At 61.2% G+C, this 16,126-nt stretch carries 14 protein-coding genes and 2 pseudogenes; 12 read left to right on the forward strand and 4 right to left on the reverse strand.

Annotation, left to right across the window (positions count from 1 at the left end; translation table 11 throughout):
• From ACOKS3_RS10360 to ACOKS3_RS10415, 12 genes are all read left to right on the forward strand, one after another.
• Entirely contained in the window at nt 1–504 is a 504-nt protein-coding gene (locus tag ACOKS3_RS10360) for a carboxymuconolactone decarboxylase family protein (protein WP_177328426.1), read from the forward strand.
• Nucleotides 505–644: 140 nt separating this feature from the next.
• Entirely contained in the window at nt 645–1,922 is a 1,278-nt protein-coding gene (locus tag ACOKS3_RS10365) for a cytochrome P450 (protein WP_051095685.1), read from the forward strand.
• 133 nt (nt 1,923–2,055) lie between these two features.
• The gene (locus ACOKS3_RS10370; RefSeq protein ID WP_046785926.1) at nt 2,056–3,363 is read left to right on the forward strand and encodes an amidohydrolase family protein; all 1,308 of its coding nucleotides are present in this window, start codon (nt 2,056–2,058) and stop codon (nt 3,361–3,363) included.
• Nucleotides 3,364–3,473: 110 nt separating this feature from the next.
• On the forward strand, nt 3,474–4,622 hold the full coding sequence (locus ACOKS3_RS10375; RefSeq protein ID WP_051095683.1) for an acyl-CoA dehydrogenase family protein: 1,149 nt from the start codon (nt 3,474–3,476) through the stop codon (nt 4,620–4,622).
• The gene (locus ACOKS3_RS10380) at nt 4,622–5,695 is read left to right on the forward strand and encodes an acyl-CoA dehydrogenase family protein (RefSeq protein WP_051095682.1); all 1,074 of its coding nucleotides are present in this window, start codon (nt 4,622–4,624) and stop codon (nt 5,693–5,695) included. Before ACOKS3_RS10375 ends, ACOKS3_RS10380 begins: the two co-directional genes overlap by 1 nt.
• Nucleotides 5,692–6,492: a crotonase/enoyl-CoA hydratase family protein gene (locus ACOKS3_RS10385; protein ID WP_051095681.1), complete on the forward strand. Its 801-nt coding sequence runs from the start codon at nt 5,692–5,694 to the stop codon at nt 6,490–6,492. Before ACOKS3_RS10380 ends, ACOKS3_RS10385 begins: the two co-directional genes overlap by 4 nt.
• Nucleotides 6,493–6,533: 41 nt before the next feature.
• Complete coding sequence (locus ACOKS3_RS10390; protein WP_051095680.1) at nt 6,534–7,658, forward strand: acyl-CoA dehydrogenase family protein; 1,125 nt, start codon at nt 6,534–6,536, stop codon at nt 7,656–7,658.
• 58 nt (nt 7,659–7,716) lie between these two features.
• A complete protein-coding gene (locus tag ACOKS3_RS10395) occupies nt 7,717–8,574 on the forward strand; it encodes a cache domain-containing protein (RefSeq protein WP_051095679.1) in 858 nt (285 codons plus the stop codon).
• Nucleotides 8,540–9,742 (forward strand): MFS transporter, encoded by a 1,203-nt coding sequence (locus tag ACOKS3_RS10400; protein ID WP_051095678.1) that lies wholly within the window; start codon nt 8,540–8,542, stop codon nt 9,740–9,742. Before ACOKS3_RS10395 ends, ACOKS3_RS10400 begins: the two co-directional genes overlap by 35 nt.
• A gap of 24 nt (nt 9,743–9,766) precedes the next feature.
• Nucleotides 9,767–10,318, forward strand: a complete 552-nt coding sequence (locus ACOKS3_RS10405; protein ID WP_051095677.1) for a glutathione peroxidase — start codon at nt 9,767–9,769, stop codon at nt 10,316–10,318.
• A 4-nt stretch (nt 10,319–10,322) separates the two neighbouring features.
• Entirely contained in the window at nt 10,323–11,192 is an 870-nt protein-coding gene (panC, locus tag ACOKS3_RS10410; protein WP_051095676.1) for a pantoate--beta-alanine ligase, read from the forward strand.
• A gap of 111 nt (nt 11,193–11,303) precedes the next feature.
• On the forward strand, nt 11,304–11,906 hold the full coding sequence (locus ACOKS3_RS10415) for a TetR/AcrR family transcriptional regulator (RefSeq protein WP_075045764.1): 603 nt from the start codon (nt 11,304–11,306) through the stop codon (nt 11,904–11,906).
• Nucleotides 11,907–12,199: 293 nt separating this feature from the next.
• Here the strand turns inward: ACOKS3_RS10415 and ACOKS3_RS10420 are convergent.
• From ACOKS3_RS10420 to ACOKS3_RS10435, 4 genes and pseudogenes are all read right to left on the reverse strand, one after another.
• Nucleotides 12,200–12,562 (reverse strand): annotated as a pseudogene (locus tag ACOKS3_RS10420) (transposase).
• Nucleotides 12,548–12,895, reverse strand: a pseudogene (locus ACOKS3_RS10425) (DUF3577 domain-containing protein); the annotation flags it as partial. The pseudogenes ACOKS3_RS10425 and ACOKS3_RS10420, both read right to left, overlap by 15 nt.
• A gap of 743 nt (nt 12,896–13,638) precedes the next feature.
• Nucleotides 13,639–15,618, reverse strand: coding sequence for a DNA topoisomerase III (locus tag ACOKS3_RS10430; protein ID WP_075045763.1), 1,980 nt, complete (start codon nt 15,616–15,618; stop codon nt 13,639–13,641).
• Between the two features lie 111 nt (nt 15,619–15,729).
• Nucleotides 15,730–16,071, reverse strand: coding sequence for a helix-turn-helix domain-containing protein (locus ACOKS3_RS10435; protein WP_075045762.1), 342 nt, complete (start codon nt 16,069–16,071; stop codon nt 15,730–15,732).
• Nucleotides 16,072–16,126: the final 55 nt, after the last annotated feature.

The raw sequence follows: 16,126 nt of genomic DNA on the forward strand, positions 1-16,126 counted from the left end.
GTGGCCCGCCTGCCTCTGGTTGCCCTCGGTGACATGCCGGCCGCGTTGCAGGACGCGGTCGAGCGTGGGCAACGTAGCCGCATGCTCAGTTCCGTCACCCCAGTTCAGGTCTGGGCGCACCGTCCCGCGGCCGCTTTGGCTTGGCTAGAGCTGATGGAAAGTTTGCATAGCGACAGCCTGCTGCCCGAGCGCTTGCGCGAGATGGTGCGCCTGAAGATCGCCAGCATCACCACCTGCCAGGCCTGCCAGTTGGCGCGCAAGTCGGACACCGTCACAGAACAGGACATCGCCTGCATGGCCAGCGACAGCGCGCAATTCAGCCCTGAGGAAAGGGCGGCGCTGGACTACGCTGAGTTGTTCGCCAGCGATTATCTGGCCATCGACGACCAGCATTTCAGACGGCTCGAAGCCTATTTTTCTGCCGGCCAGATAGCCGAGCTGGGAATGTACTGCGCGCTGATGCTGGCAGGCGGACGCATGACGCTGGTACACCAGGCCTATTGAAAATTGTCACGCATTCATGTTTGGTGATCAAAAAAGTCATATTTGTTCAGTTGTAGTTAAATAAGGCCTACCATTACCCAGCGTATAGGGGCTCTGCCACGGCCTGATAAAAAATAATGACAATAAAACAGGAGATGATCATGTCCACACCGGCACAAAGCGACCTGACCAAGGCATTCACCGATGTAGCCAGCAATTACCGGGGTACCAGCGACATCGATCTGCACGCGACCTACCGTGACATGCGCGCCAATTCCCCCGTCCTTCAAGACAACTTCATGGCACGCCTCGGGGTGCCGTCCATCGCCGGGCTGGATGCCACACGGCCCACCTTCACCTTGTTCAAGTATGACGACGTGATGGCTGTGATGCGTGATGCCGGCAACTTCACCAGCGGCTTTATCGCCGAGGGTCTGGGTGCCTTTTTCGATGGCTTGATCCTGACCGCGATGGATGGCGAGGCGCACAAGAACATCCGCAGCCTGCTGCAGCCGGTGTTCATGCCCGATACCGTCAACCGCTGGAAGGAAACCCGGATCGACCGGGTGATTCGCGAGGAATACCTCAAGCCCATGGTGTCGGCCAGGTCGGCCGATCTGATGGACTTCGCGCTGTATTTCCCCATCCGTGTGATTTATTCGCTGATCGGCTTTCCCGAAGACCGGCCAGAGCAGATCGAGCAGTATGCGGCCTGGGCACTGGCGATCCTGGCGGGGCCCCAGGTGGACCCGGAAAAGGCCGCTTCCGCACGCGGCGCGGCAATGCAGGCGGCTCAGGCGCTGTATGACGTGGTCAAGGACGTGGTAGCGGAGCGCCGTGCCCAGGGTGGTACGGGTGATGACCTGATCAGCCGCCTGATCCAGGCTGAATACCAGGGCCGATCACTGGATGATCATGAGATCGCGACCTTCGTGCGGTCGCTGCTGCCTGCGGCTAGTGAAACCACCACCCGCACCTTCGGCACCCTGATGTCTCTACTGCTGCAGCACCCCGAGGTGTTGGAGCGGGTGCGCAATGACCGCAGCCTGGTGAACAAGGCCATCGATGAAGCGGTGCGCTTCGAGCCCGTGGCCACCTTCAAGGTGCGCCAGGCCGCCAAAGACCTGCAGATCCGCGATGTACCTATCCCGCAAGGGGCGATGGTGCAGTGCATTGTCAGCTCCGCCAACCGCGACGAAGACGCCTTCGAACACCCCGACGTGTTCGACATCGATCGCAAACCGAAGCCTTCGTTCGGCTTCGGCTTCGGTCCGCATATGTGCATCGGCCAATTCGTGGCCAAGACCGAGATCAACTGCGCGCTGAACGCGATTCTCGACCTGATGCCCAACATCCGCCTAGACCCGAGCAAACCCGCGCCGCAGATAGTAGGCGCGCAGCTGCGCGGTCCGCATTACCTGCATGTGCTGTGGGATTGAAGCAGCCCCTGGTCGTCGCTGACAGCCTTGCATTCGACTAAATATGAACACAAATAAAAAAAGTGTTTAATTCTGTTTGAATCTGCTCTATGCTTCATTCACAACAACAAGCCCGAATGCGAAGGGGATAGCCATGAAAGTTGAAGATCTGATTCTCGTCAGTGTCGATGACCACGCGATTGAGCCGCCCAATGCCTTTGCCCGCCATATGCCGGCCCGCTTCAAGGGGCGCGAGCCGCATGTGGTCAAGAAAGGCGAGCGCGACGTCTGGGTGTTCGAAGAGCAGGCCACCGGCTACATGGGCTTGAACTCGGTAGTCGGCCGGCCGAAAGAGGAATACGGCATGGAGCCGCTGGGCTACGACCAGATGCGTCGTGGCACCTGGAACATCAAGGACCGTGTCGACGACATGAACGCTAACGGCGTACTGGGCTCCTTGTGCTTCCCCACCTTCCCGGGCTTTGCCGGGCAGCGCTTTCAGGTGCACGGCGACCGCGCCGTGTCGCTGGCTGCAATCCAGGCCTATAACGACTGGCACCTGCACGACTGGTGCAACGCCGCTCCGGGCCGTTTCATCCCGCTGATGATCGTACCGTGGTGGGACATGAAGGCCGCTGCCGCTGAAGTCGAGCGCCTGGCACGGCAAGGCGTGCATGCCATTTCGCTGTCGGATAACCCGGCCATCCATGGTTACCCGTCGATTCACAGCGACTATTGGGACCCACTGTGGAAGGCCTGTAGCGACAACAAGGTGGTCATCTGCTGCCATATCGGTACTGGCGTGAAAGCGAACCATGCGTCTGACATGTCGCCTATCGATGCCTGGATCACGTCCATGCCCATCTCCATCGCCAATTCGGCGGCCGACTGGATCTGGGCGCCAATGTGGAAGAAATTCCCCGACCTGCGCATGGCCCTGTCCGAAGGGGGCATCGGCTGGGTGCCTTATCTGCTGGAGCGTGCCGACTTCACTCACCGCCATCACAACGCCTGGACCAACTCCAACTTCGGCGGGAAGATGCCTAGCGATATCTTCAACAAGCACTTCATCACCTGTTTCATTGAGGACAATTTCGGCCTCAAAAACCTGGATTTCCTCAACGCCGACATGGTTACCTGGGAGAGCGATTACCCACACTCCGACTGCACATGGCCCAACTCGCCGGAAACCGCCTGGGAAGGGCTGCAACACCTCTCCAAGGACGTCATCGACAAGGTCACCCATCTGAATGCGATGCGCGAGTTTTCCTTCGACCCATTCTCCATCCACGGTCGCGAAAACTGCACGGTGGGTGCGCTGCGGGCCCAGGCCACACACGTCAGCATCGAGCCTGCCCTGGGCCTGGGCGGCGCCGACCATGGACGCCATGACAACAAGCCTGTCACCTCCGGCGACATCAATGCGATGTTCGCCCAGGCTGACGCGCAAACCGCGTTGTAAGTCGCCCACCTTGCTTCAGGTGTCGCGCATCGGCGGCTGAAGCAAGGGGGCGGTTCTGTGGTCGCCTCAAGCGGGGCGATTGCGCCTGTGTTCAGCGTTAGAGAGCGCATATGGCCATCAGTCAATTCAGCTACAGCTCCATCCCTCCCGAGGCCGAGGCGCTTCGTGCCGAAGTCCGGGAGTTCATCCAGGTCCACCTGGCCGATTCCCCGCCGACCTTGCGTGCCCATTCATGGATGGGTTTCGACGCCGATTTCAGCAAGAAGCTGGGCGCCCGCGGCTGGGTCGGCATGGCGTTGCCCAAAGCCTACGGCGGCGCTGCGGCGGGGCCGTTCGCCCGCTACGTGATCATCGAGGAACTACTGGCTGCCGGTGCGCCGGTGTCGGCCCATTGGATCGCCGACCGGCAAAGCGGGCCGCTGATCAATCGGTTCGGTACGGAACAACAGAAACAGCGCTACTTGCCTGCCATCTGCCGGGGTGAAAGCTACTTCTGCATCGGCATGAGCGAGCCCAATTCCGGCTCTGATCTTGCGTCCATCAAGAGCAATGCAGTCCGTGAGGGGGACAGCTGGCTGCTCAACGGGCAGAAAGTCTGGACTACCAACGCCCACCATTCGCAGTACATGATTGCCCTGGTGCGCACCGGCGAAAAGCAGGCCGCGCGCCACGAGGGCATGTCGCAATTCATCGTCGACCTGAGCCTGCCCGGCATAACCATCCGGCCGATCCGCGACTTGGCCGGCGGCGAACATTTCAACGAAGTGTTCTTCGACAACGTGCGCTTGCCGGCCGACGCGTTGATCGGCAGTGAAGGCAAGGGCTGGGATCAGGTGACCGCCGAACTGGCGTTCGAGCGCAGCGGCCCCGAGCGCTTTCTCAGTTGCATGGCGCTGCTCACTGCCTTGATCGACGCACTCGGCAAGGCGCCGGATGCCTTGCAGGCACGGGAGGTGGGACGCCTGTCGGCCAAGCTGCTCACATTGCGCAACATGTCGCTGTCCGTCACCGCGCAACTGGCTGCAGGCGAACATCCTGCGTGGGCCGCTTCTTGCGTGAAAGACCTGGGTAATGTGTTTGAACAGGAATTGCCGGAAGTCGCGCAACTGCTGCTGGACACCGAGCCGCGACAGGAGGGTGGCAGCGAATACGCACGGGTGCTGGCTTACCTGACACAGATGGCGCCGTCCTTTTCACTGCGTGGCGGTACGCGCGAGATTCTGCGCGGCATCATTGCCCGGGGCCTGGAGTTGCGATAATGCGCGAACTATTTGAGACGATGATCGAACGCCTGTTTGCCGACCTGGCCACCCCGGCCTATGTGCTTGGCTGCGAGGGCGGCGAGTGGCCAGCCGAGCTGTGGTCTGCGCTCGATGAGTCAGGCTTTACCCTAGCGGGCACCGCCGAAGCGCTGGGCGGCGCGGGCGCCAGCTGGGCGGATATCTATGTGATGGTCCGCGCCGCCGGGCGCTATTCGGTGCCGGCCCCGCTGGGCGAGGCCTTGCTGGCCAACTGGCTGCTGAGCAAGGCCGGCCTTGAAGGGCGCGAGGGCGCCTTGAGCATCGCCGCCCATGCCGATTTGACCCTGACCGATGGACACGTCAGCGGCACCGCCCGCGCCGTACCCTGGGGGCGCAATGTAGATGCCGTGGTGACCGTCGCCACGACCGATGCAGGTACACCGCAGGTGGTGTTGCTGCAACGCAGCACGGCCTGCGAACTCACCCCCAGCCTCAACGTGGCGGGAGAACCGCGCGATGATCTGGTCTTCCGCGGTGCGCGGGTAGTTGCCCACGCACACCTGCCAGACGGGCTCGGTGTCGATGTCCTGGAGCTTGGGGGCGCGATGCTGCGCTCGGCGCAGACCGCCGGGGCGCTGCATGCGTTGCTGGACATGACCGCCAACTATGCGCGAGAGCGCAAGCAGTTCGGCAAGGCCATCGGGTCGTTCCAGGCGATCCAGCAACAGCTGGCGGTACTGGCCGAGCAGACGGCCGCTGCCAGCATTGCCGCTGAAGCGGCCTTTTGCGAGTCCGACGACGGGCTCGCGGCATTGACCATCGCCGTAGCGAAAATCAGTACCGCCGACGCCGCGAGTGTCGGCGCCAGCATCGCCCATTCGGTACACGGCGCCATCGGCTTTACCGAGGAATACCCCCTTCATCTGCTCAGCCGAAGGCTGTGGGCATGGCGCAGCGAGTTTGGCTCGGCCAGCCTCTGGAGCCAACGCCTGGGCGCACAAATCTGCCAGGGTGGCAGCGACGGGTACTGGCCGTTGTTGACCCACCACAGCGAGCAACCCTTGACCGGCCTTGCGAGCAATCGACTATGAACCCTTTTCTTCAGATCGAGCGCGAGGGCGGTATCGTCACTGTGCGCATGAACCACCCGGACACCCGCAATGCCCTGACCACACCGGAGCAGATCCAGGAGTTTGTCGATCTGTGCGCCGCATTGCGCCGCGACAAGTCCGCCAGGGTCATGGTGCTGACCGGCAATGGCAGCGCCTTTTGCGCCGGCGGCAATGTCAAGGATATGCACGAGCGTGCCGGCATCTTTGCAGGCTCGCCCTATGAGCTGCGCAACACCTACCGTGACGGCATCCAGCGCATTCCGCTGGCGCTGTACGACCTGGACATTCCGGTTATCGCCGCCGTCAACGGGCCCGCGATTGGCGCGGGCCTGGACCTTGCCTGCATGTGCGACATCCGCCTGGCATCCACCTCGGCGGTATTCGCCGAGAGCTTCGTACGCCTGGGTATCGTGCCGGGCGATGGCGGCGCCTGGTTGCTGCCGCGGATCATCGGCGTTCCCAAGGCGAGCCTGATGTCCTTTACCGGCGACACCATCAATGCGGTCAAAGCCCTGGAATGGGGGCTGGTGGAGCAGGTGTGCACACACGAGACGCTGATGGCTGAAGCGCGTTCGTTGGCCGAGCGCATCGCCAGCAACCCGGGGCACTCGCTGCGCCTGTGCAAGCGCTTGCTGCGCGAAGGGCAGCACATGCGCCTGGACTCACTGCTCGAGCTGTCGGCGGCTTATCAATCGCTGGCCCACCACACTGAAGACCATCAAGAAGCCGTTTCGGCGTTTGTCGAAAAGCGAAATCCCGACTACCTCGACCGGTGACCGCATAAAGGCACAACCGACGGAATTTTGGAGTATTGAAGATGCGTGGCGTTTTCCGTGAAGACCACAACATGTTCCGCGAACAAGCGCGCCGGTTCGTCGATCGCGAGATCGTGCCCTACCTGCATGAGTGGGAAAAGAACGGCATAGTGCCCAAGGAGCTCTGGCTCAAGGCGGGGGAGACCGGACTTTTGTGTTCTACCGTGCCCGAGGAGTACGGCGGGCCTGGCGGGGACTTTGGCCACTCGGCCGTGATGATCGAGGAGCTGGCGCGGGCCAATGCCACCGCGGTAGGGTTTACTACCCACTCAGAGATCGTTGCCCCTTACATTGTCGCCTACGGCAGCGAAGAGCAGAAACAGCGCTGGCTGCCCCGGATGGTCAGCGGCGAGCTGATTGGCGTGATCGCCATGAGCGAGCCGGGTATCGGCAGCGACCTGCGCTCGATGCGGACCTTGGCGCGCCGGGAGGGCGATGATTACATCATTTCCGGGCAGAAGACCTTCATCACCAACGGGGGCAATGCCGGCCTGATGGTGACCGCAACCAAGCTCGACCTCAGCGCCAAAGAGCTCACCCTGATTTGCGTCGAAGAAGAGCGCCAGGGGTTCTCCAAGGGGCGGTTGCTGGAAAAGATCGGCCTGAAGGGCCAGGACACCGCCGAATTGTTCTTCGACGATGTGCGGGTGCCTGCCGGCAACCGGCTCGGCGAGGAGGGGCAGGGCTTCAAGTACCTGACTCACCAATTGGCGTGGGAGCGCCTGATCATCGCGATCCGCGCCGCACAGTCGATCCAGACGCTACTGGAAGAGACCATCGAATACACCCGCGAGCGGAAGGTATTCGGCAAGCCGGTGCTGGATTTCCAGAACACCCGCTTCAAGCTCGCCGAAGCAAAGGCGCAGTTCACCATGCTGAGAGTATTTGTCGATGATTGCCTGGCCAAGGTCATGCGCGGCGAGCTGCCCGCGGATGTGGCGGCCATGGCCAAGCTGCTGGGCTCGGAGATGCAGGGCAAGCTACTTGACGAGTTCCTGCAACTGCACGGCGGCTATGGGTTCATGAGCGAGTACAAGATCAGCCGGGCCTGGGTCGATGCGCGTGTTGCGAGGATCTACGGCGGTACCTCGGAAATCATGAAAGAGATTATCGGTCGCACGCTGTAGGCGCCGACGGGCAGGGCGTGGCAGTGCTACCCGTAAAGTCACCGGAGAAATGAAAACAATGAGCCTTTATCGAGCGTTCACAGGTGTTTGCTTGTGTCTTGCTTGCTTGTTCGCCATGGCGCAGCCGCCGTCGAGTGACGTCTACGATGCTGAAAGCCAGCGCGCTCGTGCACTGCTGGCGAAGGCGGTGGCCCGTTACCAGGCCAGCGGCGATAACGCCCTGGCCGAGTTCAGCCGCCAGGGTGCGTTCGTCGATGGCGAGTTGTATATCTACGTGGTCGATACCTCTGGGGTGATGCTGGCCAGCGGCGGGCCATCGGTGTCGCTGGTCGGCAAACCGGTGGTGAGCGTGCTGGACGACGACCTCAAGGCCGCGTTTCGCCAAGCTATGGAGCAGCCCGCTGATGGCACCGTGCGCAGCGCCGAGTATCGCTGGTGGAACTGGCAACATGCCAAGGTAGAGCGCAAGCGCGTGTTCTATCAACGGGTGGGCGAGCGGGTGATCTCCGTGGGCTATTACATGCCGCGCTCCAGCCCTGAACGGGCCCGTGAACTGCTGCAGCGGGTCGTGGACCAAGTGCACAAGGACCCAAACGCGGCCTTTGCCCTCATCAACCAGCACGACAAAGAGCTCACCCAGGATGACCTGTATGCCTTCGTGGTGGACATCAAGAGCCAGCGCTTCGTTGCCCACGGCTTCCTGCCGCGCCTGATCGGTACGGATTTCAAGTCGCTGCGTTCCACCGATGGCCAGCCGATTGGCGAGGCTATGTTGCGGCAAATGCAACAGCATGAAACCGGTGAACTCGACTACCTGTGGCGCAACCCCATCACTGGGCAGAACGAGTTCAAGAAAACCTTATTGCAGCGGGTAAACGGGTATGTGGTTGCGCTGGGATACTACAGCGGTCAGTAGGCCGGCGCATCCCAATGCGCAGATCCTTTCGATCATCTGCTTCAACTTCATCGGGTACATATGCAGCGGCTTGCCGCTGGCGGTGCTGCCGGGCTTCGTGCTGCATGACCTCGGCTTGGGCGCGGTGCTGGCTGGCGCGGTGATCGGTGTGCAGTACGTAGCGACATTGCTCGCACGGCCGCTGGCTGGCAGCGTGGCAGACCGCTTTGGGGCCAGGTGCTCGGTGCTCTGCGGGCTCGGCGGCCTGATCGCTAGCGGTCTGTCGACCTGGCTTGCGCTTACGCTGCTGGCTCCAGTGTCGCTGTGCCTGGTGCTTCTGGTGCTGGGCAGGATCATCTTGGGTCTGTGTACCGCCATGATCTCCACGCCCTGCTGTACCTGGGCGATTGGCCTGAACGGTGTACCTAGCACCGCCAAGGTGATGTCTTGGAACGGCATCGCGGCCTATGGCGGTGTGGCGGTTGGCGCGCCGTTGGGAAGGTTACTGGGCAATACGTTCGGCATTGCCAGTGTCGGGCTGTGCAGTGCTCTGCTGGGCTTGGTATTTGTGTTCATGGCCCTGGGCAAGCGCCCGGCGCCGGTAGTGGCTGGGGTGAGGCTGGCCTTTCATCGGGTACTGCTGGCGGTGCTGCCCAATGGGATTGTGCTCGTGTGCAGCTCGGTTGGATACGGTGGGCTCATGGCATTTGTAGCACTGTATTTCGACAGCCTGGGTTGGCAGGGTGCGGCGTTTTGTCTGAGCGGGTTTGGTGCGGGTTTCATCGTGGCGCGGCTGGCATCGCCGGGCATTCTGCACCGGTTGCGCGGCTATACGGTGGTTGCTGGCTGCCTGCTGGTACAGACGAGCGGCCTGCTGCTGGTCGGGCTGGCGCCGTCACCGGCACTGGTGATCGCAGGGGGCGCCCTCACTGGCATCGGCGTGTCGTGGGTCTATCCAGGGCTAGGCATGGAAACTCTGGCGATGATCCCTGCGGCTAACCGAACCTTGGCGCTCAGTGCACTTTCATTGTTTTTTGACGTCGCAGTCGGGGTGGCTGGGCCGGCGCTGGGCCTGGTTGCTGCAGGCTACGGCTACGCTTGGGTGTTCCTTTGGTCTGCACTGTTGTCAGGGAGCGCTGGGGGGCTAGTTCTTCACCTGTATTGGAAATCCAGTTCTTCCCACCGTTGAACTCAATCTTTAGGGGCAGTAATCATGAGCAATTCCATTTACGATATTCCCTTGCAGCAGATCGATGGCACAGCCAGCACCCTTGGCCGTTATCGCGGCAAAGTTCTATTGCTGGTCAATGTGGCTTCGAAGTGCGGGCTAACCCCACAGTATGAAGGTTTGGAAAAACTCTATCAGCGCAAGAAAGACCAAGGGCTGCAGGTGTTGGGTTTCCCAGCTAACAATTTCAAGGAGCAGGAACCCGGCAGCGACACCGAAATCGCCGAGTTCTGCTCGTTGAACTACGGCATACAATTCCCGCTGTTCTCGAAGCTGTCGGTCAACGGTGAAGATCGGCACCCGCTATACGCCGAGCTCACGGCTGCGCAACCCGAGACGATTGGTGAAGGCCCATTCAGGGAGCGGCTCAAGGGCTATGGCATCGTGGCTGATAACCGCACGGACGTGCTGTGGAATTTCGAGAAATTCCTAGTAGACCGGATGGGAAAGGTTGTCGCCCGTTTCGCTCCCGATGTGGCGGCTGACGACCCACGCTTGCTCGAAGCAATCGACGCTCAGTTGGCCAGTGGGGTATAAATCTGTGCTGACAATAGGTACGGTCAAGGCGCTTCACACACACCTTGGGCACCTGCGTGCCGAACACAGCACGATAGCGCTGGTGGCCACCATGGGCAACTTGCACGACGGGCATATCGCGTTGGTTGAGCTGGCCAAGCAGAAGGCCGACGTCGTGGTGGTCAGTATCTTCGTCAACCCCCTGCAGTTCGGGCTTGGCGAAGATCTGGCCAATTACCCCAGAACGCTGCAAGCCGACAAGGAACGCTTGACGGCTGTAGGATGCGATGTGCTGTTTGCACCCACCGTCGAACAGATGTACCCGGATGGAATGCAGGATGTCACTCTCGTCAGGGTGCCGCGAGTTTCTCAAGGGTTGTGTGGCGCCTCGCGCCCTGGCCATTTTGATGGCATGGCAACGGTGGTCATCAAGCTGCTGAATGTTGTCCAGCCGGACGTGGCGATCTTTGGTGAAAAGGACTACCAGCAGTTAGCGGTCATCCGTGCAATGGTGCGAGACCTCAACATAGGGACACAGATCGTGGGGGCGCCGACAGTTCGTGCCCAGGACGGCTTGGCACTCTCTTCCCGAAATGGCTATCTGAGTGAGGAGCAACGTTCGATGGCGCCGTTGCTGCACAAGTGCCTGGTGGACCTAGCCTCATTGCTAAAGCTAGGGCAGGAGGTCGGTCCCTCCTTGAATGGTTGCCGACAGCGGTTAGAGGCAGCAGGGTTCGAGCTTGAGTACCTGGAGGTCAGAAACGCGCAGAGCTTGGAACCGGCGACACACGATGACGACCACTGGGTGATTCTGGGCGCAGCTCGTCTAGGTAAGACGCGGCTTATCGACAACCTTGTGGTCGATGTTCACGTTCCAGCGGTCGCTGTCCCTTGAATGGGAGTCGGATTCTCTACTACAGGCGCTATCTACTGCGCGATTTGCCCGTCGCTTGTATGGCCCTCTACGCCTCTAGATGCAACAACCAACTGCGAGCGGAGAAAACAAATGTCTCGAGTCTCTTCATCGCATGTCAACGCTGAAACACACGAGCGCGTGCGTCAAGCCGCGCTTGAACTATTCACCCAGAAGGGATATCAATCAACCAGCCTGCGCGACCTGGCATCCTGCCTCGGGATGCAAGCGGGGTCCCTGTACAATCATATAGAGAACAAACAGTCGCTGCTCTACGAGCTGATGGAAGAAGCGCTGGACGACCTGTTGGCCAATACACGCACCAGTGTCAAGCAGGGCAAAACTCGTAATGAGCGTATACGGCTGTTCGTCCAAGCGTCGCTGGATTTCCAGAAGCGTGAGGGCAAGCGCATGATCCTGATCAATCGCGAGATGATCAATCTCTCTACCGAGCAGCAAGAACATATCAAATCCCTAGTGGAGGATTATGCCCGCTGCCTGAAGTCGGTGATCGCCGGTCAGCCTGCCAAGGGGCATACTTTCAATCACCGCTTCGATCTTTTAATTGTGGTAATCATTGGCATGCTGCAGGGCTCGCACTTTTGGGACCGCGGCGAGGCCGCTTCATCGCCTAGGGATGAGGTTGACCAGCTGACCAGTATTATCAATGGTGCGATAAGTGCGACCGTTGCCTGACTGGGGCTTCGTACAACGCCGTTTGCAGATCGAATACCCGAACCGGCATTTCCTGTCGGAGGGGCGAACTGTCGTAACTTTTGCGGGATACCCCGCGGCATGCATCACGGGGCTTTTTGTTAGCAAGTTAGAATATGGCGGTTAGCGAGTTGTACTAGGGATGGTCTGAAATAGCCGGATATTATCCGGCTATCGAGCGGTCAGCACTTCAAAAAACGACGCACGCCAGGATTTGATCGATCCTCTTTGATTTTTCGGGCCCATCGGCCACTGCGCAGCAGCCATTTTCTGTATTACACGCGTACCTCTCCTGCGTTCGCCAACAAATGTCGACGTGCCATCCACAGGTTCGACAGAGCGAACAGCGTCACCATCTATACGGTGTTTTTGACCAAGCCCCGAAAACGCACTTTTTCATAGCCAAACTGGTGCTTGATCACCCGGAACGGGTGCTCGACCTTGGCTCGAACCTGAGCCTTGGCCTTCTCGATCTTACGTATCGCTTTGTACAGGGCACTGCGTGAAGAATCCGGCGCATCCTCGCCAGCCGCTTCGGACGGCTGATCAGGCGAGGAAGCATCCTGCCGAGCTGGCGCTTTGTAGGTGAGCTGACCGTTGACCTTGATCCACTCGATGAAGATCAGCCGACCTTTCAGGCTGGCACCGGGTTGGCCTTTGCGCTCACCTTTCTCGTAGGTGAAGGCATCGACCCAAAGGTCGCCAATGCGAAACGCGATCAGCACCTTGCGTTCGGCACGGACATCCTCGAGGTGTTCGCGGATCAGCCGTTCGGCTTCACCGCCAGCGACCTTGCAGTCGAAGCGGGTGTACTCGACGTCATCCGACGCACCGTGCAAGGCGGCGATGTCGCAGGCCAAAAAGGGCTGGCCGCGCCGCACTGGCACCTCGCGCACGCGGTTCAAGTAACCAATGCCCTGGGTGTGCAGGTTGAAGTACGTGGTGGGGGCAGCAGTGTTTGCTGTGGTCATGGTGAATCTCCTGTTTGCGAGAAACGCGGATATTCACCGGCCCTGGCGGGGGGTGAGTCCGCAAGGGAAGGTCAGGTGCAACAGCAGTGGTGTAAGAGCGCTCATCATCGCGGGGAGCGATAACCGTGCGAGCCGCCGAACGCTAGTCGCACTTTGGGAGGAACCACTCTGGGGAGAGCGTAGCCTTGCAGGTTCCGGCTACCTGGTGCTGTCAACGACAGCGCATTGCAGTTCATCTATAGAACGGTGCGCAGCGCCCGTCAACGGCGATTTTGACTGGGTTCAGAGGCGTGAACGTGGGTGGCGCGCAGTGGACCCAAGCGCGCGAAAAAATAGCCCAACGGTCGTCAGGCTAGGAACAGAAGGGCCACCCTTGATCCGGTTCGTTGGCAGCGAAGTCGTCGCTTCACTTCCGCTGTCTTGTCACCCTGATCAACCGACCCTTGTCGTGGCCTGGGTCGGGATAACTGGCACGCATCCGCGCACAAACGGCGCCCGTTTTTTCGCCGGCGGGCACCGGCACTGAGCATCGTCGCCGAGGCGGATGACCCCTGCAGCCTGCAGCAGGTCGCACGGGTCATCCGTCTCGGGAACCTTGGACATCCGGAACAGTGATGCAGCGTAATGAAAGAGGCTCCGAACTCAACGAGTCTGGCCGAGCTGCCCGGAGCGAATCGGCCTGGGGTCGCCAAATGGCGAGGGGCCTGTTCACTACACCAGTGACGGCCCCTAGCGTCAAGCAGTCAGGAATGCTTCGGCTTGGCAGACGCCGCGCTGGCCTTCACTGGCTTGGTGCCCTTGCAGTCCGGGTAGCGCACACAGGACCAGAAGTTACCGGTGCGGCCTTTGCGCTGGCGCATGGGGCTTCGGCACACCGGGCAGGCCGGACCTTTCGAACGGGGTAGCTGCAGGTTCAACGAGGCCTGGCTGCGCACCACCTGGGTGAGCCAGGCCGACTGCTTGGCGAGAAACGCCTCGATACTCAGCTGCCCTGTCTCGATCCGTGCCAGTGCCTGTTCCCACACCGCGGTCATCACCGGGTCAGCCACCACACGCGGAACGGCCTCGATCAACGTGTGGGCGGCGGCAGAGGCCGCCAGGCTGCGCTTTTTCTTGGTCAAGTAGCCGTGATCGATCAGGCCCTGGATGATCGCGGCGCGGGTGGCCTCGGTGCCGATGCCAATGCTGTCTTTCAACGTTTGCTTCAGGCGCACGTCGGCCACCTGGTTGGCGATGGTTTTCATCGCCTTGACCAGTGTGCCTTCGGTGTAGGGTTTGGGCGGCTGGGTGCGCTGCGTGTTGACCTTGGCGTCGCGCACACCAACCGACGCACCTTCCTGCAAGGTGGGGAGCCGCTGCGTTTGCTCGGTCGGCTCGCTGGCGTCGGCTTCGTCGATCACGGCCTTCCAGCCACGTCCCTGGATCTGCTTGCCGCGGGCCACCAGCTGATCGGCCTGGCTGCGCAACTGCACCAGGGTCTTCAGGTATTCGTGGTGAGGCAGAAACTGCGCCAGGTAGCGGGCGCGGATCAGGGTGTACACGGCGCGCTCCCGCTCGGACAATTGATCCAGCGGGATCATCACGGCGGTGGGGATGATGCCGTGGTGGGCGGTGACTTTGCTGCTGTTCCAGGCGCGGGAACGTCGTGTCCGATCAAGCTCTTTGCAGCGCTGGCCAAGCGGCGGGTCGGCCGCGGCCAGGGCATGCAGCACACGCGGCACTTCGTCCAGCATGCTCTCTGGCAGGTAGCCACAGTCGCTGCGGGGGTAGGTGGTGGCCTTGTGGGTTTCGTACAGCGCCTGCGCCACACTGAGGGTTTCCTGCGCGCCCAGGCCGAGTTTGGCCGAGCAGACCTCCTGCAGCGTGCCCAAGTCGAACGGCAAGGGCGGCCCCTCCGTCACGCGTTCAACGTCGACCCGCTCGACTTGTACTGACCGCGCAGCTGCCAGGCGCCGGGCAGCCTGCTGGGCCGCCACCTGATCAACGCAGCGACCGGTATCATCGCAGTGTGCAGCGGGTGGTTGCCAGCGTGCCTCAAATTCAACCCCGTCAGCGTGCAGTACAACGAACACGGTCCAGAATGGCAGGGCGACAAAGCTGGTGATGGCGCGATCACGTTCGACCACCAGGCGCAGCGTCGGCGTCTGCACGCGGCCCACCGGTAGCGTACCGTCGAAGCCGGCGCGGCGACCGAGCAGGGTGAACAGCCGACTGAGGTTGATGCCGACCAGCCAATCGGCATGCGACCGGGCAAGGGCGCAGTGGTACAGCGGCAGGGTTTGCTCGCCCGGACGCAACGCCGTCAGGGCCCGGCGGATCGAGGCCTCGTCGAGGGCGGACAGCCACAAACGCAGGACCGGCCCTTGGTAATCGCAGCGTTCGAGGATTTCCCGGGCAATCATCTCGCCCTCGCGGTCGGCATCGGTGGCAATCACCACCTCGGCGCAGGCCTGCAGCAGCCGGCTGATGGCCTTCAGCTGCGCGGCGACCTTGGGCTTCACCACCAGTTGCCAGTGCTGCGGGATGATCGGCAGGTGCTCCAGCGACCAGCGCTTGAACTGGTCGCCATAAATTTCCGGTGGCGCGGTCTCCAGCAGATGACCCACGCACCAGGTCACGGTCACTCCCGTGCCCTGCAGGCAGCCTTCGCCGCGACGATGAGCCTGCAGCACCCGGGCAATGTCGCGGGCTTGGGACGGTTTCTCGCAGATGTAGAGGCGCATGGCATGGCCCTCTCGGACAGGTACCGACAGGGTGGTCGCGTGGCAGGGGAGCGCTAGGGAAAAGCTGAATTGGTCGAGATCATATCGGTGTAGCCGCCATCACCGAACGACTTACCGTTGCGCGAGGTGCGCGGTCACGGTCTGCAGAAGGTCCAAGGCAAATTGCTTGTCCGTCTCGCCAAGGTCCTTGATCAGCGAGGCAATCTTTTGCCCCTGGTCCTGTGGCCGAGGACTGATGGCCAGCAGCAGCTCATCGGCCGGACAGCCATACATATCCGCCAACTGTAGCAGCTTGGGCACGGTCAGCTCGACCTTGCCACGCTCCATGCGCGACACTGCTTCGGTGCCGATCTCCAGGTGTTCACCGACCTGCGCCTGGGTAAAGCCCTGGGCACGGCGGTACTTGGCCAACTGGCGGCCGATGTGTTGTGGGCTAGGCTCTTTGACTGGCAACGGGGCAGCTCTCCAATTCAACCCGTATGGTTGACCAGCCACCCAAAAATATGAA

The sequence above is a fragment of the Pseudomonas sp. HS6-2 genome (genome assembly GCF_049325675.2).
Taxonomy (GTDB): domain Bacteria; phylum Pseudomonadota; class Gammaproteobacteria; order Pseudomonadales; family Pseudomonadaceae; genus Aquipseudomonas; species Aquipseudomonas putida_N.